The 22,054-nt window shown below is 71.6% G+C and carries 16 protein-coding genes, 1 tRNA gene and 1 pseudogene; 11 read left to right on the top strand and 7 right to left on the bottom strand.

What is annotated here, in order from left to right; genetic code table 11:
* Positions 1 to 229: 229 nt before the first annotated feature.
* On the top strand, positions 230 to 883 hold the full coding sequence (locus IG62_RS0105375) for a TetR/AcrR family transcriptional regulator (protein WP_030798194.1): 654 nt from the start codon (positions 230 to 232) through the stop codon (positions 881 to 883).
* Positions 884 to 911: 28 nt separating this feature from the next.
* On the opposite strand, the gene IG62_RS0105370 is transcribed toward IG62_RS0105375, so the two are convergent.
* Positions 912 to 2,369 carry an aminopeptidase P family protein gene (locus tag IG62_RS0105370; protein ID WP_030798192.1) on the bottom strand — a complete coding sequence of 486 codons (1,458 nt, stop codon included), beginning with the start codon at positions 2,367 to 2,369 and terminating at the stop codon, positions 912 to 914.
* 149 nt (positions 2,370 to 2,518) lie between these two features.
* On the bottom strand, positions 2,519 to 4,126 hold the full coding sequence (locus IG62_RS0105365) for a PP2C family protein-serine/threonine phosphatase (protein WP_051797654.1): 1,608 nt from the start codon (positions 4,124 to 4,126) through the stop codon (positions 2,519 to 2,521).
* A gap of 715 nt (positions 4,127 to 4,841) precedes the next feature.
* Here IG62_RS0105365 and IG62_RS0105360 point away from each other — a divergent pair.
* Entirely contained in the window at positions 4,842 to 5,591 is a 750-nt protein-coding gene (locus IG62_RS0105360; protein WP_030798188.1) for a bifunctional DNA primase/polymerase, read from the top strand.
* A 181-nt stretch (positions 5,592 to 5,772) separates the two neighbouring features.
* Positions 5,773 to 6,585: a hypothetical protein gene (locus IG62_RS41415; RefSeq protein WP_037837824.1), complete on the top strand. Its 813-nt coding sequence runs from the start codon at positions 5,773 to 5,775 to the stop codon at positions 6,583 to 6,585.
* Between the two features lie 311 nt (positions 6,586 to 6,896).
* On the opposite strand, the gene IG62_RS0105350 is transcribed toward IG62_RS41415, so the two are convergent.
* From IG62_RS0105350 to IG62_RS0105340, 3 genes are all read right to left on the bottom strand, one after another.
* Positions 6,897 to 7,865: a DUF5926 family protein gene (locus IG62_RS0105350; RefSeq protein WP_030798184.1), complete on the bottom strand. Its 969-nt coding sequence runs from the start codon at positions 7,863 to 7,865 to the stop codon at positions 6,897 to 6,899.
* A gap of 157 nt (positions 7,866 to 8,022) precedes the next feature.
* The gene (locus IG62_RS44265; protein WP_078871829.1) at positions 8,023 to 8,730 is read right to left on the bottom strand and encodes an ATP-binding protein; all 708 of its coding nucleotides are present in this window, start codon (positions 8,728 to 8,730) and stop codon (positions 8,023 to 8,025) included.
* Between the two features lie 53 nt (positions 8,731 to 8,783).
* Entirely contained in the window at positions 8,784 to 9,680 is an 897-nt protein-coding gene (locus tag IG62_RS0105340; protein WP_030798180.1) for a glycerophosphodiester phosphodiesterase, read from the bottom strand.
* 1,142 nt (positions 9,681 to 10,822) lie between these two features.
* Between IG62_RS0105340 and IG62_RS0105330 the strand changes: the two genes are divergently transcribed.
* Together IG62_RS0105330 and IG62_RS0105325 are read left to right on the top strand one after the other, a co-directional pair.
* Positions 10,823 to 12,394 (top strand): S1C family serine protease, encoded by a 1,572-nt coding sequence (locus IG62_RS0105330; protein ID WP_030798178.1) that lies wholly within the window; start codon positions 10,823 to 10,825, stop codon positions 12,392 to 12,394.
* Between the two features lie 51 nt (positions 12,395 to 12,445).
* Positions 12,446 to 12,532 (top strand) — tRNA-Ser (locus tag IG62_RS0105325).
* Positions 12,533 to 13,179: 647 nt separating this feature from the next.
* Here the strand turns inward: IG62_RS0105325 and IG62_RS47045 are convergent.
* On the bottom strand, positions 13,180 to 13,551 hold the full coding sequence (locus IG62_RS47045) for an SH3 domain-containing protein (RefSeq protein ID WP_158794986.1): 372 nt from the start codon (positions 13,549 to 13,551) through the stop codon (positions 13,180 to 13,182).
* A 427-nt stretch (positions 13,552 to 13,978) separates the two neighbouring features.
* Between IG62_RS47045 and IG62_RS47040 the strand changes: the two genes are divergently transcribed.
* Positions 13,979 to 14,161 (top strand): hypothetical protein, encoded by a 183-nt coding sequence (locus IG62_RS47040; protein ID WP_158794985.1) that lies wholly within the window; start codon positions 13,979 to 13,981, stop codon positions 14,159 to 14,161.
* A gap of 641 nt (positions 14,162 to 14,802) precedes the next feature.
* A pseudogene (locus tag IG62_RS41405) lies at positions 14,803 to 15,580 on the top strand (class I SAM-dependent methyltransferase).
* A gap of 117 nt (positions 15,581 to 15,697) precedes the next feature.
* On the opposite strand, the gene IG62_RS0105295 reads toward IG62_RS41405, so the two are convergent.
* Complete coding sequence (locus IG62_RS0105295; protein WP_078871828.1) at positions 15,698 to 16,723, bottom strand: bifunctional DNA primase/polymerase; 1,026 nt, start codon at positions 16,721 to 16,723, stop codon at positions 15,698 to 15,700.
* A 721-nt stretch (positions 16,724 to 17,444) separates the two neighbouring features.
* On the opposite strand from IG62_RS0105295, the gene IG62_RS0105290 reads away from it, so the two are divergent.
* From IG62_RS0105290 to IG62_RS44250, 4 genes are all read left to right on the top strand, one after another.
* Positions 17,445 to 17,753: a hypothetical protein gene (locus tag IG62_RS0105290; protein ID WP_030798170.1), complete on the top strand. Its 309-nt coding sequence runs from the start codon at positions 17,445 to 17,447 to the stop codon at positions 17,751 to 17,753.
* A 293-nt stretch (positions 17,754 to 18,046) separates the two neighbouring features.
* Positions 18,047 to 19,540: an acyl-CoA dehydrogenase family protein gene (locus IG62_RS48340; RefSeq protein ID WP_030798168.1), complete on the top strand. Its 1,494-nt coding sequence runs from the start codon at positions 18,047 to 18,049 to the stop codon at positions 19,538 to 19,540.
* On the top strand, positions 19,537 to 20,637 hold the full coding sequence (locus tag IG62_RS0105280) for a bifunctional MaoC family dehydratase N-terminal/OB-fold nucleic acid binding domain-containing protein (protein ID WP_030798166.1): 1,101 nt from the start codon (positions 19,537 to 19,539) through the stop codon (positions 20,635 to 20,637). Before IG62_RS48340 ends, IG62_RS0105280 begins: the two co-directional genes overlap by 4 nt.
* Positions 20,637 to 22,019 (top strand): acyl-CoA dehydrogenase family protein, encoded by a 1,383-nt coding sequence (locus IG62_RS44250; protein ID WP_078871847.1) that lies wholly within the window; start codon positions 20,637 to 20,639, stop codon positions 22,017 to 22,019. The genes IG62_RS0105280 and IG62_RS44250 overlap by 1 nt, the downstream gene beginning before the upstream one ends.
* Positions 22,020 to 22,054: the final 35 nt, after the last annotated feature.

The following is a 22,054-nucleotide window of genomic DNA, read 5'->3' as shown; positions in this document are numbered from 1 at the left end:
ACGCGGCGGCGCGGAGTGTAAGGGCGGAAGTGCCCCGCGAGGCCGCGGGCTGGCCGGAAAGTGCCTGCTCGGGAGGGTTGGCGGCGGCGGTCTCGCGGTGGGAGGACCTCCCCCGCGGCGTCCCCTGTCCCTGCGAGACCGGCGCGCACCAAATCTAACGCGAAGATGCTCGCGTTAGTCTTTCCCGGACAATACTTGGCGTGATCCCGCACTGCAATACGGAGCCGGCGTGACGACAGCGCACCAGCCCCAGGGCGCCCCGGGCGAGACCCGACCCGGCGGGCGCACGGCGCGTACCCGCGAGGCCGTACTGGCCGCGGTCTTCGAGGAGTTGGGCGCCGGTGGGTTCGCCGCGCTCACCATGGAAAAGGTCGCCCACCGCTCGGGGATCCACGTCGCCACGCTCTACCGGCGCTGGCGCAGCATCGAGGGTCTGGTCTGCGACTTGCTGACCGAACTGAGCTCCGACGTGCCGCTGCCGGACACCGGCACGCTCCCGGGCGACCTGCATGCGCTGGCCCGCTCGATAAGCGCGTTCTACGGCGAGGCGCGGATGCGGCGGCTCATCGAGGCGGTGGTGTCCGCGGCGGCCCGCGATCCGCAGGCGGCCACCGTGCTGCGGTCGTTCTTCGACGAACGGCTGGCGCTGGCCGGCCAGATGGTGGAGCGGGCCGTCGCGCGCGGCGAACTGCCCGCGGACACCGATCCCGAGCAGGTGATGTCGGCGCTCGGCGCGCCCTTCTACTACCGGATCCTGATCGCCCGCCGCCCGGTTGACCCGGCCCTGGCGGAATCCGCGGCCACCGCCGTGTGGGCCGCGGCCCGCGCGGGCGCGTACCCCCGGGAAGGCCACGGGCCGGTGGACGACGCCACCGGCCCGTGAAGCAAAGCTGCTTTTCCGTGGACCAGGGCTACTTCTTCAGCCCGGCCATCCAGGCCTCGACCTCGTCGGACCGGCGCGGCAGCGCGGCCGAGAGGTTCCGGTTGCCGTCCTCCGTGACGAGGATGTCGTCCTCGATGCGGACGCCGATGCCGCGGTACTCCTCGGGGACCGTCAGGTCGTCCGCCTGGAAGTACAGACCGGGCTCGACGGTGAGGACCATGCCGGGCTCCAGCGTGCCGTTGACGTACGTCTCGGTGCGGGCCGCGGCGCAGTCGTGGACGTCCAGGCCGAGCATGTGGCCGGTGCCGTGCAGGGTCCAGCGGCGCTGCAGGCCGAGCTCCAGCACCCGCTCGGCGGGGCCCTCGACCAGGCCCCACTCGACCAGCCTCTCGGCGAGCACCCGCTGCGCCGCGTCGTGGAAGTCGCGGTAGGCGGCGCCCGGCTTGACCGCCGCGATGCCCGCCTCCTGGGCCTCGTGGACCGCGTCGTAGATCTTGCGCTGGAGGTCGGAGAAGCGGCCGTTGATCGGCAGGGTACGGGTGACGTCCGCGGTGTAGAGGGTGTCGGTCTCCACGCCGGCGTCCAGCAGCAGCAGGTCGCCGGAGCGGACCGGGCCGTCGTTGCGGACCCAGTGCAGGGTGGTGGCGTGCGGACCGGCGGCGCAGATCGAGCCGTAGCCGACGTCGTTGCCTTCGACGCGGGCGCGCAGGAAGAACGTTCCTTCGATGTAGCGCTCGGACGTCGCCTCGGCCTTGTCCAGGACCTTCACGACGTCCTCGAACCCGCGGACGGTGGAGTCGACGGCCTTCTGCAGCTGGCCGATCTCGAACTCGTCCTTGATCACCCGGGCCTCGGAGAGGTAGACCCGCAGCTCCTCGTCGCGCTCGGCGGTGACCTTGTCGGTCAGCGCGGCCTCGATGCCGGCGTCGTGCCCGCGGACGACGCGGACCGGGCCGGTGGCCTCCTTGAGCGCCTCGGCCAGCTCCCGCACGTCCTTGCAGGGGATGCCGAGCAGCGCCTCGGACTCGGTGAGGCTGTGGCGGCGGCCCACCCACAGCTCGCCCATGCCGTTGAGCCAGAACTCGCCGTTCTCGCGGTCGGAACGGGGCAGGCGGTAGAGCGTCGCCTCGTGGCCGTCCTTGGTGGGCTCCAGGACCAGCACGCTGTCGTCGGTCTGGTCGCCGGTGAGGTAGACGTACTCGGTCGAGGCGCGGAAGGAGTACTCGGTGTCGTTGGAGCGGGTCTTGAGGTTGCCCGCCGGGATCACCAGGCGCTCACCGGGGAAGCGCGCGGACAGCGCGGCGCGGCGGCGGGCGGCGTTCGGGGCCTGCTCGATCGGCTGCAGGTCGCGCAGCTCGGTGTCGGCCCAGCCGCTCTTCATGTTCTCCGCGAGCTCGTCCGAGACGCCCGGGTAAAGGCCGTTCTTGCGCTGCTTGATCGGCTGCTCGTCCTCGTCCGGGGTCTCCGGCGTGAGCTCGTCGGTCACAATGCCTCCTTTTAAGAGTGAACCGCATTCCATCGTATGTGCCGATGGATGACGGTCCAGGGGGCAAGAAGGTGTGACCTGTCGGGCAGCGGCCGCGCCCCTTTCCGGGGCACCGCCGCTCACCCGTCTGACCTGCGACATCGCGGGCCCTACTCCTCGAAGTGCGCCACCAGCAGCACCACGTCCTCCTCCGACGACGGGTCGTGGAGCCCCCGCGGCAGCATCGTGCGCAGAATGTGGTCGGCCACCGCCTCCGGATCCGGGCGGATCGCCCGGGGGACGCCCGCGGCGGCGGTGTGCAACCGGGCGAAGGCGCGGTCCATGGGCTCCCCGGTGCGGTGCAGCAGCCCGTCGCTGTAGAGAAGCAGGGTCTCGCCGCCGGCCGGTTCGATCTCCACGCTGGGTGCTTCCCAGCAGGCCAGCATGCCCAGTGGCGCGGACAGCGTGGTCTCCACGAACTCCGTCCGCAGGTCCCCGAGGATCAGCGGCGGGCAGTGACCGGCCCCGGCCAGCACCAGCTTCCGCGGCAGCACGCCCGGCACCGGCGGCGCGGGCGGGCCGCCCGGCGCGCCCGGCGGCGGCTCGGTGAACGCGAACAGCGCGGTCGCGCTGCGCGCCGGCTCGGTCAGCCGCAGCAGCAGCTCCAGGTCGGAGAGGACCGCGACCGGGTCCTCACCCTCCATGACCGCGTACGCGCGCAGCGACGCCCGCAGCCGTCCCATGGCGGCCACCGCGCTCGGCCCGGACCCGGTCACCGAGCCGACGGCCAGGCCCAGCGCGCCGTCCGGCAGCGGCAGCGCGTCGTACCAGTCGCCGCCGCCGCGCGGCCCGGTGGCGTGCCGCACCGCGAGGCGGACGCCCGGGACCCGCGGCAGCCGGTGCGGCAGCAACTCCTCGCGGAGCGTGGCGGCGGCCTGCCGGCTGCGGTGGAGTTCGAGGAGGCGGGCGAGGTGTTCGGCGGCGTGGCCGCGGTAGAGGCCGACGAGATGGCGCTGGCGCTCGGTGGGGGCGGCTGGTTCGTCGTAGAGCCAGACCGCGGCGCCGGTCCGGCCGACGGGATCGGCGGTGAGCGGTACGGCGTAGCTGGCGGCGTACCCGAGGCGGGCGGCGACCTCCCGCAGCCGGGGGTCGAGGTCCTTCTCCCCGGGGATGTCGGGCTCGCTGATCTCCGTGCGGTCCTCGGGCCCGCCCTTGCCCTCGGGAGGGTCGTCACCGGCGCCGGAGATGCCCGGCTCCGGAAGGCCGTCCAGTATCCGCGCGTACGACAGGGCGCGGCGCGGCACGGTCTCGATGTGTCCGATCTCGGCGTGGCCGAGACCGAGGCCGACCGTGGTCTCCGGGCCGAGTCCGTCGGCCGGCGCCAGGACGACCAGACCGCGGCGGGCGCCGACCAGCGAGGCGCCGGCGCGCAGCAGCTCGTGCAGCGCCTCGTCCAACGTCCGTGTGCGGGCGAGCCGTTCGGTCAGGTCGTGCAGGGTGCTGAGGTCGGAGATCCAGCCGGCCAGCCGGTCCTGGACGGCGGCCAGTTGGTCGAGGGCGGAGACGTCGGGGGTGGCGGGGGAGGAGCCGGGTGGGGGGTCTGGAGCGGCGTTCCCGGCTCCGTCGGTGGCGGTGTCGGACGCGTCGTCGGAGGGGTCGGACGGGCTGCCGGAGGCGGGGTCCGCGGAGGTGTTCGCCACATGCGGGCCGACAGTGTGCGTGGGAGCGGGCAGAGCTGGTTCGATTCCAGCCACTTTCGGTACGTGAGGGGCAGTCATGGCCGGCGGCTATCGTCGCGCCAGGCATTGCTCCAGTTCAGGCCGCTGTTTGTGAGGGAGTGCGGCTTTTTGTTGAGTGACGTTGTGCGATCCGTTCGGGCGCTCAATTTCCTCAATAGCATCGCAAACCCCCATGTCATGCTGCTCCGCTATTAATGCTCCACATGTACACGCACCAGAGAGGGGATGTCCAGCACTGTCCCCGTGGGGTTTGTGGTGTCCGTGAGGTCTGTAGATTGGCCTGAAAAAAGCCCCACGAGCGTCAATTTGAGGTCGACTGTCGCCGATCGACAGCGCGTCATCACCACCATGGCGGGTACGTACTCGGAAAGGTGCGAGGCCAGTTGGGCTCGCACCGGGAACTCTCCGGCGGACACCGGCGTCTCATACGGCGACGACCGCACGCACTCCCAAGTGGCGGGGACTGAACCACCGGAAGCGCAAGCGCCATGCGCGCGCCACCCCTCGCCACGTTCCCCGCTCGGCGTACGACGTGATGCGCTGCCTTGTACACGCGGTGATCAGAGATCCACGTGGCGTGATCGACGCGCGATCGACCCCGGCGTGCATGACCGGGCCGCAAGAACGCCACCACGGCGTCGAGCGGCCCGTGCGGGACCATGCGGACCGGGCAAGCAGTGCCTGAAGTGCCCTGAAGAGCGATGGACGAAGCCCTCGGCAAGCCCTTGGCGTTAACGGAAAGGAACGAGCGCTCATGCGCGAGATCCTCGGAAGGCGACGCAAGATCCTGTTCCGGCGCACGGGGAGGTCGGCGCTGCTCGGTGCGGCGCTCCACTGCGCCACCGAGTGGCAGTGGCCCGTACTTCCCGGCGTGGCGCTCGGCCCCGCCGGCCGGCAGCCCGCCGGTGCCCGGCTCGGCCTCAGTGAGCGGCCCACCCGCCGCTGCAGCTGCCCCGACCCCGATTGTGTGGTGCCCGGCGCGCACCCCTTCGACCCCGGCCTGCTCGCGGCGACCACCGACGCCCGGATGGTGCGCTGGTGGTGGACCAACCGCCCGTCCGCCCCGATCGTGCTGGCCACCGGCGGCCGCGCGCCCTGTGCGGTGAGCCTGCCGGCGGTCGCCGGTGCCCGCGCGCTGGCCGCCCTGGACCACTTCGGCGTCCGCGTCGGCCCCGTGGTCGCCACGCCCACCCGCTGGTCACTGCTCGTATCGCCGTACGACCTTGCGGAGTTGGGGGAGCTGCTGCACTCGCAGGACTGGGTGCCCAGCTCGCTGCGATTCCACGGCGAGGGCGGCTATGTGGTGCTCCCGCCGTCCCAGATCGGCGCCGGCCGGGTGCGCTGGGAGCGGCCGCCGGCGGCCCCCAAGCTCTCCACTTCGTTCGAGCAGGGGGGACCCCCATCCCCCGCCGCCCCCTGGCTGCCGAAGGTGACCACCATCGTCGACGCCCTGGTGACGGCCAGCACCAGCACACCGGACGGCGGCAGCCGGCTCGCGTACTGACGGGCGCGGCACGGGCGACCTCGAAGAAAACGCGGGCGGTTCACCCGTACGGGTGTGACGGGCCCGATCACTACGGGAAATGGGTGTCCGGGTGACCGGACGCACCGTCCGCGGCCGATAGGTTCGGCCCACCGTCAAGCCGTCGGCGTCGACGACGGCCTCTCAATCGCAGGTGGGGCCCATGCAGCGTGCGCAGAAACTCCGCATGACCGGGCTCGCCGGTGTGGCGGTGCTCGCCGTCGCCGTACCGCTCGGCGCCGCGACGGCCGGCCCGGCCGCACCGCTGCTCCCGCACCGCCGGGCCGCGGCCCTCCGCGCCGGACAAGGAACGCGCACGGCCGAAAACCATCCCCTGCTCGCAGGGGACAAGGCGGGGAAAAGCGGCACCGAGGCACGGAGAAACGGCGCCAAGCCGGGGGAAATCGTCACCAAGGCGGGCGAACGCGATGCCAAGGCCGGGGGACGCGGCGCCAAGGCGGTCAAGGGTGCCGGTGCCGCCGCTTCCCGCCGCCCAGCCGGGTCGCCGGCCGGATCCCCCGACGGCCTCCTCGGCGGCCCCCTCGACGACCTCGGGCTGCCGCTCCTCTCCGGCCGGATCACCCACTGCGGCCCCGAACTCGGCTCCGGGCGGGGCGTCGAGGCCCAGACCTGTGTGCTCACCGAACGCGGCCGGACCTGGGCGCGGACGTACTACCGCAATGTCACCGGCGGCGCGCTGCGCGCCGTACTGACCCTGCTGCGCCCGGACGGCCGCAGCAGCCAGGTGAACTGCGAGGTACCGGCGGCCGATGCGCCGGGCGTGTGCGAGACGCCGGCCGGCCGGACCGTACGCGGGGACCGCACCGGGTACGCGGCGGTCGCGGAGTTCACGGACGCGGCGGGGGAACGGCTGCTGTTGCGCTCCGGAAGCAACTCGGCGGCGGACGCAGGAAGCCCGGCGGCGGGCGGCCCGGGGGCGGAGGGCCCAGGGGCGGACGGCAGCGGCTCGGGCTGATCGCCGCGCGTGGTTGCCGTGCTGAGCGCCGTGCGTGCTCGTTCCGTGGGTGCTCGTCCGTGCGCGCTGATCGTCCGGCCGATCGGAATGCCTGGTTCCGGACATGGAAGCGCCCGGTCGCTGGCGACGGGGGATGCACCAGCGACCGGGCTTTTAGAACCGTAACAAGAGATCGGCGGTTCGCAAATTCGATCGTGGAATTCCGGACGCTCATTTACCGTCAGGTAGGGGGAGTTGTGACCGGTGCCACGCCAGGGGTCCCCCGATGCGTACGGTGCGTGCGAGCGCCGCCGGGGCGGTCAGCCCACCGGTCAGCTCAGGGTGATCTGACGGTTGGTGAGGCCGCCGCGCGCCCGGCGTTCGTCGGCGGTCAGCGGGGTCTTCGCCGCGAGCGCCTCGGTCAGCCGCTCGGCGAACTCCACGGCCGGCTTGGTGACCTCGTCCGCCCCCATCGCGGAGGGCAGGTCCCACACCGGCACGACCAGCCCGTGGGCGCGGAACGAACCGACCAGGCGGGTGCCCTCGCCGAGCGAGGACGCCCCCGCGGCGTGCAACCGGGCGAGCGCGTCCAGCAGCTGCTCCTCGGGGTGGGCGGTGACCCAGCGCAGGTGGTTCTTCTCGGGCGCCTCGCACCAGTACGCGCCCTCCAGGCCGGCAATCCGGGCGGTCGGAATGGCGGCCGCGTTGGCCCGCTCCAGAGAGGCGGCGACCTCACCGGTGGCGTTCTCGGCGTTCTCCACCCAGAACTCGAAGCCCGTGTGGACGGTCGGCTCAAAAGGTGCGTTCAGGTCGAGCAGATCCTGCAGACGCGAACCTTCGGCGGAGGGGCGCGCGGCAGCGACCGGATTGCCCGGTTCCACGGCCAGTGCGCGCTGCAGGGTGTCCGCGAGGTCGCGGCTGATGTCACCGGAGGCGGTGTCGTTCTGCAGCCCGAGCAGGACCGCCCCGTTGTCGCGGCGCAACGCGGGCCAGGCCATCGGCAGCACCGTCGCCAGCGTCACGGAGGGCACGCCCTCGGGCAGCCCGCCCTTCAGCGTCAACTCGGCGGTGGCGGCGGGCACCAGCTCGCGCATCGCCACCCAGTCGCACTCGCCGGGCAGGCCCTCGAAGGGGCGCTGCACCAACTCGGTGACGGCGTGCGCCGCGCGCCGCCCGTGACACGCCTTGTACCGGCGGCCGGAACCACACGGGCAGGGCTCACGAGCGCCGACGACCGGCACCTCCCCGTCCTTGATCTGCGGTGCTGCGGACTGGGGCTGGGGGCGGCGCTTCTTGGCCATGCGACGGCTTCTCCTGGTCGATCACGGGCGTACGCGTTTCGGCGCGAGCCTAGGCCATCGCGTACCGGGGCGCCCTGACCGTGCGCGGGGCCGTCGCGGGTGTCTTGGCTCTCGGCCCCTGGGCCAAGTCCTGTACCTCTACGCCAAGTCGTCGGCCCTACGCCAAGTCCTCGATGTCCAGGAAGGCGGCCGGGTTCAGCGGCCGGCCGGTGGGGGCGAGTGAGGTCGGCAGCCCGGCGACCGGGTCGGTCATCGCGGCGGCCGTCGGATCGGGCATCAGATCCACGCGCGTAGCGAACGCGCCCTGAAGAGAGAGCACCGCCCAGACCGTGACCTCCCCCGGGGCGCTGTCGCGTACGCCCCAGTCCTTGGCGAGCGAGCGGATGATCGCCAGTCCCCGGCCGCCGTGCGCGGTGACGGAAGGGGTCGCCGGACGCGGTCGGGTCGGCCCGCCGCCGTCCGTGACCGCAACGGTCAGCCGGCCCTGCCCGTCGATCTGCCAGGACGCCCGCACGGACGCCGCGGCCCCCGCCCGCGAGCCGTTCCGAGCCGCCACCGGGCCCGCCGGGCCGGGTTCGTCGATCGGACGGGCATGCCGACAGGAATTGCTCAGCAACTCCGAAAGGACCAGGACCGCGTCATCGACGACCGTGTCCTGAACTCCGCTTGCCGACAGCTCTTCACGCATGCGCCGCCTGGCCATGCCCACGCCCACTGGACCATGGGGTACGGCCATGATCGACGACGTCGGCACCTCTTGTGCCACCACCAACGCCACCCCCGAGACCTCCTTTGCCCCACGCCACGGGATGAATGCCCCAATGGACTGGACCGGAAACCGGCCACCCGGCACGCGGTGACGCACAAACCGGCATCGGATACCGGCCGAATGCGCCGGTGCACACCCTGTGAGGGGCTTTAGCCAAGGCCGAGTTGCATTCGTACCTGTTTGGGGCGATTTGTGATCACCGCATCGACTCCCAATTCCTGGCACAGCACGACATCGTCGGGCTCATTGACCGTCCACACATGCACCTGATTGCCCGCTCGATGTGCCTTGGCGACGTATTCGGGATGTGCCCGGAGGATCCGGATACCGGGTCCCGCGATGCCCACGCCCGCCGGCAACCGGCCGTCGCGGTAGCGGGGGGTGAGGAACTGCATCAGGTAGACGACGGGGATGGCGGGTGCCGCGGTCCGGACGCGGTGCAGCGAACGGGCGGAGAAACTCATCACCCGGACCGGAGACGGCTGGTCGGCGTGCGTGGCCGGTTTCGTGTAGCCGAACCGGCCCAGCAGCTCGACCAGCCGCTCTTCCACCTGTCCGGCCCAACGCGTCGGATGTTTGGTCTCGATGGCCAGCTCGACCCGGCGGTCCGCGTCTGCCACCAGCTCCAGCAGCCGCTCCAGCGTCAGTACGGACGTCCGCTCGGGATCCTCGTTCTGCCGGTCCGGCGCCTCGCCGCCGAACACCCCGCCCTGGCGGTCCGGCGCCTCGGCCCCGAACGCCCCGCTGCCGAGCGACTCCTCCTTCCAGGAGCCGAAGTCGAGGGAGGCGAGATCGGCGAGTTCGAGGGCGGAGACCGCGCCGCGCCCGTTGGAGGTGCGGTTCACCCGCCGGTCGTGCACGCAGACCAGATGGCCGTCCGCGGTCAGCCGGACATCGCACTCCAGGGCGTCCGCCCCGTCCTCGATCGCCTTGCGGTACGCGGCCAGGGTGTGTTCCGGAGCGTCCTCCGAGGCGCCTCGATGGGCCACTACGGACATGGCGGGGCGATCCGGGTGGCGGTCCTGGGCGGGGCGTGCATAGCTCACCGCGTTATCGTGCCACTCGCCGGTGCCGGGCGGACCGGGCGGACCCCGGGGCCGGGGGAGTGGGTCCCTTTCGGTCTTCGCTGTGGTGTTCGCTGTGGTCTTTGCCGGGGCCTTGGCTGGGGCATTGGGCGGGCCTTGGACGAGCCTTCTCCGCGGTCTTCGCTGTGGTCCTCGTCACGGGCCTGGTCGCGGTCCTCGTCACGGCCTTCGGCGCGGTCTTCGGTGCGGTCTTCGTCACGGGAGCCTGCCGTGGAGGCCGGCTGCGGGCGTCGCCGTAGGGCCTGGTGTGGACTCCGGTGTGGACCCCTGCGGTGGAGCCCGGCGTGGACCCGGCGCGTGGGGCGGCCTTACTCCGACGTGCGGAACATCGGATGCGCCCGTTTTGTCCGGCGTAAAGGATGAGAGCACAGTCACAGCCTCGGCTTACGGCGCTCTGACGCGCGGTGGGAAAGGCTGGGACGGAGCTTCGCCCGTATCGCCCGGCCCGTACCGCCCGGCCAGGGACCCGCGGACCCACCGCGCGGCCCCCACCGGCGGCCCGGTCCGGCGGCCCGGGACTCGCCGAGACCACCGGGATCCTGAATCCTGGGGTATCGGACTGCGGGAGCACTGAAGCAGTCGAGAACTGGAGTACTTGAAGACTGGCGTACCGGAGGAGGACAGGAGCAGCGGAGAGCTGGGAGTACTGAGATTACTGGGAGTACTGGAGCACGGAACGGCGCGCCGGGCGTACTGGCGAGCCGAGAAGTGGGTAGCCGAGCCACCAACCGGTGGCCGATCCGGTCGATCAGGCCCTACCGGGCCAACTGGTCCAGCCGGTCCGACTGGTCCAGCCGGTCCGACTGGTCCGACTGGTCCACTCGGTCCGGCCGAGCCTCTCAGTCCGACCGGCACTCCGGCGACGATCGCGGATGACGCCCTCCGAGAGGTACTCGGAGACGTCTCCGGAAGCACTCGGAGACGTCGTTCGGACGTACTCGGGGACGCCCTCCAAGGCGCCGCGGGGACGCACTCCGTGTCACTGTCACTGTCACTGTCATCACCACCCGGTCGGACCGTGAGGCCCGGCCGGACCGTAAGACCCCCATACGGGCCGCCGGGCCCGGCCGGGACCGTAAGGCCGTGAAGCTGAGGAGAGAGCTGTGAGCACCGAGAACGAGGGAGCCGTTCCGTCGGAGGCCAGGCCGCCGACCGGGGCGCAGCCGGACAGCGCTGCCGCGTCCGCCTCCGGCGCCCAGACTCCCGACGCCCCGCCCGCGCCCGCGACTCCCCCCGCGGCACCCCCGCCGCCGGACTTCGCCCCGACCGTCGCCTCTGCGGGCGGCCCCGGCCACCCGCAGCAGCCCCACCAGTCACCCCCAACGCACCAGTCACCCCAGTCGCACCAGTCGGGATACCCGGGTGGCGAGCCCACGGGGCCCGGGCACCCGGGTGGTGAGTCCACCGCGCCCGGATACCCGGGTGGTGAGCCCACTGCGCAGCTCCCGCCGTACGCCGCGGCCGGACACGGTTCCTCCGGTGGCGGCTGGGGCGGGCCCCCGTACGGCGGTGGCGGCGACCCGTGGGCGGGGGCCGGCACCCCGGCTCCCAAGCGGCGCACCGGCGGACTGATCGCCGCCGTCCTGGTGGCCGCGCTGGTCGCCGGCGGAGTCGGCGGCGGCATCGGCTACTGGGCCGCGGGTCGCGACGACACCGCCTCGACGACGGTCTCCGCGCCCGGTGACTCCGGCGCGCTGAACCGCAAGCCCACCTCGGTCTCCGGGATAGCGCAGCGCGCGCTGCCGAGCGTCGTGACGATCGAGGCGCAGGGCGCCTCTGGTGAGGGCGGCACCGGCACCGGCTTCGTCTACGACAAGCAGGGCCACATCCTCACCAACAACCACGTCGTCGCCAGTGCGGCCGACGGCGGCAAGCTCACCGCGACGTTCTCCAACGGCAAGAAGTACGACGCCGAGGTCGTCGGCCACGCCCAGGGCTACGACGTCGCCGTGATCAAGCTCAAGAACCCGGGTGACGCCACCCTCAACCCGCTTCCGCTGGGCAAGTCGTCCAACGTGCAGGTCGGCGATGCCACGATCGCGATCGGTGCGCCCTTCGGCCTGTCCGGCACGGTCACCACCGGCATCATCAGCGCCAAGGACCGGCCGGTGGCGTCCAGCGACGGCGGCGGCAGCCAGGCGTCGTACATGAGCGCCCTGCAGACGGACGCGTCGATAAACCCGGGTAACTCCGGCGGTCCGCTGATGGACGCCGGCGGCAACGTCATCGGCATCAACTCCGCGATCCAGTCGGCCGGCAACGGCGGCGGCCTGGGTGGCGAGTCCGGCCAGTCCGGCAGCATCGGGCTGGGCTTCGCGATCCCCATCGACCAGGCCAAGCGGGTGGCCCAGGACCTGATCAAGACGGGCAAGCCGGTCTATCCGCAGATCGGCGTCCAGGTCGGCATGCGGGACACCGGCGACGGCGCGACCATCGCCCAGACGGGCAACAACGGCTCCGACGCGGTCACCCCGAACGGCCCGGCCGACAAGGCCGGCCTGCAGCCCGGCGACACGATCACCAAGCTCGACGACACGGTCATCGACAGCGGCCCCACCCTCATCAGCGAAATCTGGCAGCACAAGCCCGGCGACCAGGTCACCCTGACCTACAAGCGCGCCGGCAAGGAGCACACGACCAAAGTCACCCTGGGGCAGCGCACGGGCGACAAGTGACGCGCTAATCTGATCCCGCGGCACCCGCGCTCCCACGCGCCGGCGCCGCGGGGAGGCTTGCCCGAGCGGCCTAAGGGAACAGTCTTGAAAACTGTCGTGGCGGCAACGTCACCGTGGGTTCAAATCCCACAGCCTCCGCCGAGGTAGGAAACATGCAGGTCGGAGCGGGTTCCGGAGTCATCCGGGCCCGCTCCGACTGTGTTTGCTGTCTCACCTCGTGCCACTGGGTCTCACCGCTGGCCAGGGTGTGTGACCAACTTATGGCCAGGATTCGAGGGGAAGCGCGGGACCTCACGCCGTTGTGGTGCTGGCATCCTCAGGTGTCCCAGGGCGTCATCGATGAGCTGGTCGGCTCGTTGCTCCTGGCCCCGAGGATCTTCGCGTAGAACTTCCACAGCACGGTGATGCTGTGCCCGGCCCGTCGAGCGACTTCCACCAGGTCTACACCGGCCTTGCTCCAGAGCGATGCAGGGGCAGGTCCAGCCGCAGGCATCGGAGACCGGCTCGTATGACTTCCGCCCCGCTTCCGCCTTGGCGGACCTCAGGGTTTCCCGGCTCGCGCGACGAATCGAGTCAGCTGTCCAGGCCGCACCGCAGGAAGAGTGGCCTATCTGGAGCTCGGCCGCGAAGTTCAGCACACGGGCATGACTTGCCAGATCACTGGGGGAACGTTCATCACCATCGAGGAAGACTCGACGTTCACCAACCTCCCAGGTCAGCGCACCTAAGACGACGAAGACCCGCCTTGGTCGAAGCGGGTCTTCGTCGCTGAATTAGAGATGTTCCTAATTGGCGGGCTTAGTGCAGATCCAAGGCACCCAGCCCTTAACACCTTGGTAGTTGATGTACGACCAGCGGGCGTCCTCATCGTTGCACAGGTGGTAGTAGTCGCCCATCTCTACCTGGCACTTCGCCGTTGCCGTTTTGCCCTTCGGGAAAACTCCAAGGGCGGTGGCCTTCAGCTTCGGCGACTTGCGGATCTTGAGGCTTTCCTTCGCTTTCAGGTGCTCATAGCACCCGGAGGCAGAGGCAGTAGGAACCTGCAACGCGGTGGACGGCGCATGCGGCGTGACCGCGCTGGCCGAGCCCACCCCTGCGGCGAGCGTCCCACCCACTAGGACCACTGCGCTCAGCGCGGATGCCAACTTGTTTCGCAAGGAAATCCCCCATTGAGTGCATGACAAACGATCAAGCTGACCCTACAGGAGGGCGCATTGGCCTGAGCGCTGTCGTGGCGGCAATGGCACCTCCGTCCATCGGTGCATGTTGATTCTGGCCAACGCCCCAAGTGAATCGGCCATCATGACCCGCGAGGGCCACGCCTTCTCCGGCTGTGTTTGCTGTCTCACCTCGCGTCCATGGGGCTTACTGCTGGCCAGGGTGGGGGGGAAGCTTGCGTTATGGGCCAGGATTCGCGGGCGGCGTGCACGCCGGGGTGCCGGCATCCTCAGGCTCCCCCGGACGTCATCGATGAACTGGTTGGCCTGGTGCTCCTGGCCGCGGAGGATCTTCGCGTGGAACTTCCAAAGCACGGCGATGCTGTGCCCGGCCCGTCGAGCGACCTCCACCGGGTCCACACCGGCCTTGATCCAGAGCGACACCCCGGCATGCCGCAAGGAGTACGGCACCTCCGCGAGGGGGCTCGCCGCGTCCTCGGTGGAGAGCGCCTTCTTCCGAGGCTCCTGCCACACCTCGGCGTACTCGGTGGATCTCACCCGGCCGCCGCAGGCGGCGACGAACAGCCGACCGTCCGGAGCGGTGCCGTAGGTCTCCAGGTGTTCACGGAGTATCGCCACCAGGGTGGGCGGGATCGGGACCGGCCGAGTGGTCTTGCGCGCACGACGCTTGAGCCTTCGCCGTCCTCGTCCTCGTAGTCGTCCAGCCGGTCCCACGGGGGGATGACGACCAGGCGGCGACCTGCAGGAACGCCTCGCCCTCCTGGTCACGGAACGCTTCCTCCGAGGGGAACCTCTCCCACACCGCCTCTTCCAGGAGATCCAACGACTCGGGGGAGAAGTCCCACAGACCACTGACCTCCTGCACCCATGTCGAGAACCGGGACTGCTGCTCATGCAACCACAGGGGCAGGACATCGTTCTCCGACCGCAGCACGTCCAGCTCGCGCGCTTCCCGGACGTCCTTGGCGCTCCAGTTCCCTCTGCTTCCCTCTGCTCATGGGCTCGGCCTTAGCCACCGTAGGAACACCCCCCGGGGGGGCAACGGGCGTGGGAGATGGAGGAGTTGAGTCGCGGCCCGGCCCGGCCCGGCACGGCACGTCGCCTGCTGTGCGGTCCCCCCCCCGGAGACTCCGTGTGCCGGCTGCGGAGGGGAGCAGTCGGAAAGGGGATGCGCTGGGGCTAGAGATAAATGGGTGGTGGGGGTGGGAGTGGTTGGGGAAGTGTGGGGTTATGGGTTGTATGCGGGAGTTTGAGGAATTGGTTGCCGAGGCGGAGGCCGTTTCGGTGGAGGGGTGGGATTTTTCGTGGTTGGAGGGGAGGGCCACGGAGGAGCGGCCCTCTTGGGGGTATCAGCGGGCGATGGGGGAGCGGTTGGCGCGGGTGGGGGCGGCGCTGGACATCCAGACGGGGGGCGGGGAGGTGCTGGCCGGGGTTCCGAAGGTGCCGCCGGTGATGGCGGCCACGGAGTCCTGGCCGCCGAACGTCGCCAAGGCCACCGCGCTGCTGCACCCGCTCGGTGCGGTCGTGGTGGCCGATGCGGACGAGCCGCCGCTGCCGTTCGGCGATGCGGCCTTCGATCTTGTGACGAGCCGTCATCCGGTGACCGTGTGGTGGGAGGAGATCGCCCGAGTGTTGCGGCCCGGGGGGACGTATTTTCTCCCAACAGGTGGGGCCGGCCAGTGTTTTCGAGCTGGTGGAGTACTTCCTCGGGCCGCAGCCTGAGGACGTACGGCGGGCGCGGCATCCCGAGGACGCGCGGCGGGCGGCGGAGGCGGCCGGGCTGGAGGTGGTCGATCTACGGGCCGAGTCGTTGCGGACCGAGTTCTTCGACATCGGGGCGGTTGTCTATTTCCTGCGGAAGGTGGTGTGGATGGTGCCGGGGTTCAGCGTCGAGCAATACCGGGACCGGCTGCGGGAGTTGGATGAGGAGATCCGGCGGGAGGGGTCCTTCGTGGCGCATACGACGCGCTTTTTGATCGAGGGGAGAAAGTCGGACCGCGGGATTTAGGAGGATTGAGTTGGGTTTAGCAGGGTGTGGGTTGTCGGGGGGAGTGTGTTGTTGGGGAGGGGGAGGGCGCAGTGCAGTGCAGTGCAGTGCAGTGCAGTGCGTCCTGGGGGGCTCCTGTTAGCGGTGGCGGGACGCTGAGGTGATGGTTGCGCGGGCCTCGTGTTCGGGGAGGCCGGTGTGGCAGGCGGCCTCGGTCAGGCGGGCGGCGAGCTCCGGGCCGAGGCCGTCCTCGTAGGCGCGGCAGGCGGCCCAGAAGAGCCGGGCGTTGCGCTGGCCGACCGGGGAGGAGCGCACGAAGCGTACGAGCGCCGCGGCGGGCTGGGGCGGGACGCCGGGCGGTGGCTCGTATCCGGCACGGCCGTGCTGTGGGGAGGCGTGCCGGGTGGGCGTGGGCGGGTCCGTGAGCAGCGTGAGCAGGGCGCTGGGGACGGGGGCCGGGCGGGCCGGGGCGTTCGGTGCGAGGACGTAGCGGCCGTGGGCGGTGAGTGAGCCGGGGCCGACCAGATAGCCGCCCGCGCCGCGGACGTCTATACCGGGGGCGAGGCGGCCGACCGAGTTCGGGACGGGCGGGGACGGCGGGCCGGTGAACCAGACGTGTCGGCCGCCGCTGGGGGTGCGGACCATGATCGTCGGCGGAACCGGGAAGTCGTGTGCCTCGGCGAGGAACAGTAGGGCGGTGAGGCCGTCGGCGCCGTTTTTGGTGTCGAGGTCGAGACCTATGAGGTGGTGCGGCGGCAGCCCGCAGGCGATGCCGTAGCCGGTGGCCCAGGGGGCGGCGGCGAACATGCGGCGGATGGTGAACGGGTCGGTGCTGGCGTCGTGGACACCGTGTCCGAGACGGCCGCAGCCGCCGTGGCAGGGCGGGACCTCGGGGTGGCCACGGTGCGGGGACCGCAGGGCGGGCAGCTTGGCGCGGGTGAGCGGGATGACGGGATAGCCGCGCTCGGCGGCCACCAGCGCTTCGGTCAGGGCGGCGGTGTGGGCGTCGGGGGGTGGGGTCAGGGTGGGAGTGGAGCTGCCGTCCCGGTCGGAGCGCGGCGGGGGGCCGGTCGGGGGGTCGGTCGAGGGGCGGTGGCCGGCGGTCGGCTCGCCAGCCGTTTGTTTGCCGGCGGTCTGCTCGCCCGTTGTTTGCTTGCCGGCCATCCGCTCGCCGGCGGTCTGCTTGCCGGCCGTGGGGTTGTCGGTGGTGGGGTGGTCGGACGGTGGGCGGGTGGGCGCGGGGGCCGGTGGGCGTGATGGGGTCGTGGGTGGTGGTGCCCACCGTTTGCCGGCGGGTGGGCGCGGCGGGGCGGCGGTCGGTGACTCCTGCCGCCCGTCGGCCGATGACGCTTGCCACCGCCCGTCGGCCGATGACGCTTGCCACCGCCCGTCGGCCGGTGATGCTTGCCATCGCCCGGCGGCCGGTGGTTCCTGCCGCCGTCCGTCGGCCGGGGGCTCGGTATGGCGTCGGTGCAGGGGTGCCATGCCGTTATTTTCGTACGAATGTTCGATGAAGGGAAGGGGGCGCGCGGCGGAGGGTTCGCGCGCCGGGTGGCTGCGCCGGGCGGGTTAGGGCGCTCACCCCCGCCGGGGGTGGGGGTGCCGGTGGGTCGTGTCCTCGTCGTCGGGTGGGGGCGGGGCGACGTGATGCAGCGGGGTTTACCCGGGCTTCCTCATGCTTGCGGGGGAATCGGACCTGCGCGGCGGATTCGCCGGGGATTCGTGGGCAAGCCTGAGTTCGCGACGTCGCGGCAAGCATCGTGGTGGCCGGCCAACTGCCCGATGGGTCAACGGAGTTACCGCAATTGACCAGGCGTGATCAGGCCCCCGCGGGCCCGGTTCGGCAGGTCGGATCCAGAAGTTGTGTTCCGTAGGAGGAATTGACATGGCAAGCACCCGTACTGCCCGCGTCCTCGCTGTGGCCGCCGCACTGCCCTTCGCGGTGGCGCTCCTTTCCGGCGTGGCGCAGGCTGACAACGGCGGCTTCGCGAGCAACGGGTCGAATGCGGCGTCGACGAGCCAGGGGGGCGTCTTCATCGGCGGCGACAATCACGGCAATGCGACCAACGGCCAGCAGGTTGCCAACGGTGCCGGCGCCTCCAACCAGAACAACACCGCGAGCGTCAACGGGTCCGGTTTCACGACCATCGACCAGGACAACGCCACCGTCAGCTTCGGGAACAACATCGGCTGACCCGGGGCCGCCGTATGGGGAGTGGCGGCTGACCGAGGGGTGATACGTCGAGGCCGGTATCGAGGGCATGGGCTGCCCGGGGTTCGCCGCACCGGCCTTGACAGTGAGCGGGTTTCTGACGGACAGTCAGAAACCCGCTCACTTGTGCGTGCCGGTGTGGAGCCGTCACGGGTCACCGGACCGCCCGAGTCCTATGCCCTCGCGCCATCGGGCCCTCAGGCCATCGGGCCAGGGGGACATCGGGCCGTCCGGGCCCGCCGGGTGTCGGGCCACAGAAGGGGAGGCCATTCGACGTGCACCTCGCCCCCACCGAGCGCCAGGAACGCCTGCGCGCCGAACTCCGCGCGTACTTCCGGGATGTGATGCCGGACGGGGTGCCGGAAGGTGCTGCCGCGCAGCGAGCGGTGCTGCGCCGGATCGGCGCCGACGGCATGCTCGGCCTCGGCTGGCCGACGGAGTACGGCGGGCAGGGGCGCGGCCCCGACGAGCAGTTCGTCTTCTTCGACGAGGCGTACCGCGCCGGCGTTCCGGTCTCCATGGTCACCCTCAACACCGTCGGTCCGACCCTGATGAAATACGGCACGCGGCGGCAGAAGGAGTTCTTCCTGCCGCGGATCCTCCGGGGCGAGATCGTCTTCGCTATTGGCTATACGGAGCCGGAGGCCGGGACCGACCTCGCGGCGCTCCGTACTCGTGCGGTGCGCGAGCCGGCCTCTGATAGGCGCGAGCCGGCCTCTGATACGGAGGGGCGGCAGGGGCCCCCGGGAGGCGCAAACGGGGGTGGGTCCGGTGGCGGGGACGATGGCGGGTCCGACAGCGGGCCGCCCGGAAGCGGGCCCGGCAGTGGTCCCGGTGGAGGGGGAGCCGACGGTCCCGGTAGTCGGGGAGCCGACGGTCCCAGCAGTGGGGGAGTCGATGGTCCCGGCAGTGAGGGCGCCAGCGGGACGGGTGGCGAGGTCGGTGATGAGGCCGATGGCGTCGCAGGGGGTGAGGCCAGTGGCGTGGTCGGTGGCGGGGGTGGTCGCGACGGCGGTGGGGCGGCCGACGGGCACTGGCTGATCAACGGGGCCAAGACCTTCACCAGCAACGCTCACCAGGCCGACTGGATCTGGCTGGCCTGCCGCACCGATCCCGACGCGCCCAAGCACAAAGGCATCTCGATCATCCTGGTGCCGACCGATACGCCGGGCTTCTCCTGGACGCCGATCGAGACGGTCGGCGGGCTGCGGACCACCGCCACGTACTACGACGACGTACGCGTCCCGGCCGGGCATCTCGTCGGTGCGGAGAACGCCGGCTGGCAGCTCATCACCAACCAACTCAACCACGAGCGCGTGGCGTTGGCCGCGATCGGCATGCAGGCCGAGGACGCGTACCGCGCGGCGCTGGAGCACGCCCGGACGGCCGACCCGCGGACCGGGGAGCGGCCGGCGGACCGACCGTGGGTCCGGTCCCGGCTCGCCGAGGTGCACGCACGGCTGGCCGCGACCCGGCTGCTGAACTGGCGGCTGGTCGGTGAGGTGGGCGCCGGGACGCTCAGCCCCGGCGATGCCAGCGGGGTCAAGTTCGCCGGGACGGAGAGTGCGGTCGAGGTCTACCGGATGTGCCAGGAGGTGGTCGGCGAGGCCGCCCTGGTGCGGGCCGGTTCGCCGGGCGCGTACGGGGACGGCGAGCTGGAGCGGATGAACCGTGCGGCGCAGATCAACACGTTCGGGGGCGGCGTGAGCGAGGTCCAGCGGGAGATCGTCGCGACGATGCGGCTGGGGATGCGGAGGGGACGGCGATGACGGCCACCGGGGACCTGTTCGAGCGGCTGAAGGCGTACGAGGGGCGGCCCGCGGCCACCGCCGGCGTCGGTAAGGACCCGGTCAACGCGGCGATGATCCGGCACTGGTGCGAGGCGATGGGGGACGCCAACCCGGCGTACGAGGGGCCCGACGCGATCGCCCCGCCGACGATGCTCCAGGCGTGGACGATGGGCGGGCTCTCCGGCCATCAGGGCCGCTCGGGGGCGTACGACGAACTGTCCGCGCTGCTCGACGGCGCCGGCTGCACGGCCGTGGTGGCGACCGACTGCGAGCAGGAGTATCTGCGGCCGCTGCGACCGGGCGACCGGATCACCTTCCACGCGGTGATCGAGTCCGTGTCGGAGCGCAAGGTCACCAAGCTGGGGGCCGGTCACTTCGTCACGACGCGGATGGACATCCTGGCGGACGGGGAACTGGCGGGGACGCACCGCTTCCGGATCCTCAAGTACGCCCCGGTGCGGGCACATCGGGAGGGGCCACAACCGCCACCGGCACCACAACCGCCACCGGCACCACAACCGCCATCACCATCGACACCGCAGACGCAGGCACCCTTGGCGCAGGCGCAGGCGCAGGCGCAGGCACCAGCGTCGGCGAAGGCACCAGCGTCGGCGCAGGCACCGGCATCGGCGAAGGCGCGGCGGCCGCGGCCGGTGATCAACCCGGACAACGCGGGGTTCTGGGAAGGCGTGAGCCGGCACACACTGCTGATACAGCGGTGCGGTGGATGCCGGACGCTGCGCTTCCCCTGGCTTCCCGGTTGCCAGGCATGTGGCTCCCCCGAGTGGGACACGGTCGAGGCGAGCGGCACCGGCACCGTCTACTCGTACGTGGTGATGCACCACCCGCCCTTCCCCGCCTTCGACCCGCCTTACGCGGTGGGGCTCATCGAACTCGCCGAGGGCGTGCGGATGGTCAGCAACGTGATCGGTGTGCCCTGCGGCAGGGTGCGGATCGGGATGCCGGTGCGGCTGGAATTCCTGCCGGTGGACGAGGAGTTGGAGCTGCCGGTCTTCCGTGGGGTCGAGGCGTGCGGTGGGCCGCCTTCCGTGGGGTCGGGGAGGGCTGCGGGCTGATGGACTTCACGCCCACCGAGGAGCAGTCCGTCGCCCAGCAGCTCGCGGCGCGGATCTTCGGCGACCTCGCGACGCACGACCGGCTCGCGGCGGCCGGTACCGCTTCGGACGCCGAGCTCTGGAAGGCGTTGTGCGCGGCCGGGCTGCCGGCGGCCGTCGAGGAGATCGGACTGCTGGGGCTGGCGCTGGTCCTGGAGGAGCAGGGCCGCACCACCGCGCAGGTACCGCTCGCGGCAACCTGCGCGTACGGCGTGCTGGCCGTCGCCCGGCACGGCACGGACGAACAGCGGGCACGGCTGCTGCCGGCGCTGCGGGACGGCACCGCGGTGGCGACCGGCGCGTTCCCGGCGCGGGGCGCCGTCACGGCCACTACCTCCACGACCGGCACCCTCGTAGCGTCTACGGGCGCCCTCGCAGCGAATGCGGGCGGCCTCGCAGCGACTCCGGGTGCCGTTGCAGCGACCACGGACGCCCTCGCAGCGACTACGGGTGCCCTCCCCGCGACTGCGGGCGCCGTCGCCGCGTCGCCCTCCGGGCCGGCGATCGTGGAGGGTGGTACCGGGTGGCTGACCGGAGTCCTCCCCGTTGTGCCGTGGTTGCGGGACGCCACCTACGTACTGGTCCCGGACGTGGAGCGGGCGCTCTGGCTGGTGCGTGTCGCGGATGCCCGGGTCGAGCCGGTGGAGAGCACCGCGCCCTGGGCGGCGGGACGGCTCACGCTCGACGGGACGCGGGCGGAGCGGCTGGGCGGCCCGGGGGCCGAGCGGCTCGTCGGGACGCGCACAGGGCGACTGGGCGGCCCGCAGGAGGAGGGGCCGGCGGACCGGCCCCCGACCCCGTACGACGACGTGCTGGCCTGCGCCCGCACCGCCTTCGCCGCCCTGCAGGCCGGGGTCTGTGCCGGCGCGCTGGCGCGTACGGTGGCCCACACCACCACCCGTGAACAGTTCGGCCGCCCGCTCTCCACCAACCAGGCGGTCCTGCTCCGCGCGGCCGACGCGTACATGGATACCGAGGCCATCCGCGTCACCACCTACGAGGCGGCCTGGCGCCACGACGAGGGGCTCCCGTACGACGGGCAAGCGCTGACCGCTGCCTGGTGGGCCTCCGAGGCGGGCAGGCGCGTGGTGCACACCGGCCAGCATCTGCACGGCGGCATCGGCGCGGACCTCGACCACCCCGTCCACCGGCACTTCCTCTGGGGCCGCCAGCTCGACGCCTACCTCGGTTGCGGCGCCGAACTCCTGGAAGAACTCGGCGACTTGATCACCTGGCCGGTGACCGATCCGGTGACCGATCCGGTGTCCGATCTGGTGTCCGAGCCGGTGACCAGTCCGGTGACCGAGCCGGTGACGAATCCGGTGACCGAGCCGCCGACCTAGGAGGAGCAGCATGACGAAGCCTGAACAGTGCACAC

It is taken from the genome of Streptomyces sp. NRRL S-337, assembly GCF_000720175.1.
Lineage (GTDB): Bacteria > Actinomycetota > Actinomycetes > Streptomycetales > Streptomycetaceae > Streptomyces > Streptomyces siderophoricus.
Note: the sequence above shows the minus strand (reverse complement) of the source record. Positions and strands in the feature narration are given on the sequence as shown.

What these genes read in the sequence shown, in the direction of transcription:
- IG62_RS0105365 (WP_051797654.1), bottom strand. Translation starts at nt 4,126, where the DNA reads ATGACTGCCCCTCACGTACCGAAAGTGGCTGGAATCGAACCAGCTCTG.
- IG62_RS0105360 (WP_030798188.1), top strand. Translation starts at nt 4,842, where the DNA reads ATGCGCGAGATCCTCGGAAGGCGACGCAAGATCCTGTTCCGGCGCACG.
- IG62_RS41415 (WP_037837824.1), top strand. Translation starts at nt 5,773, where the DNA reads ATGCAGCGTGCGCAGAAACTCCGCATGACCGGGCTCGCCGGTGTGGCG.
- IG62_RS0105350 (WP_030798184.1), bottom strand. Translation starts at nt 7,865, where the DNA reads ATGGCCAAGAAGCGCCGCCCCCAGCCCCAGTCCGCAGCACCGCAGATC.
- IG62_RS0105295 (WP_078871828.1), bottom strand. Translation starts at nt 16,723, where the DNA reads ATGGCCGGCAAGCAAACAACGGGCGAGCAGACCGCCGGCAAACAAACG.
- IG62_RS0105290 (WP_030798170.1), top strand. Translation starts at nt 17,445, where the DNA reads ATGGCAAGCACCCGTACTGCCCGCGTCCTCGCTGTGGCCGCCGCACTG.
- IG62_RS0105280 (WP_030798166.1), top strand. Translation starts at nt 19,537, where the DNA reads ATGACGGCCACCGGGGACCTGTTCGAGCGGCTGAAGGCGTACGAGGGG.
- IG62_RS44250 (WP_078871847.1), top strand. Translation starts at nt 20,637, where the DNA reads ATGGACTTCACGCCCACCGAGGAGCAGTCCGTCGCCCAGCAGCTCGCG.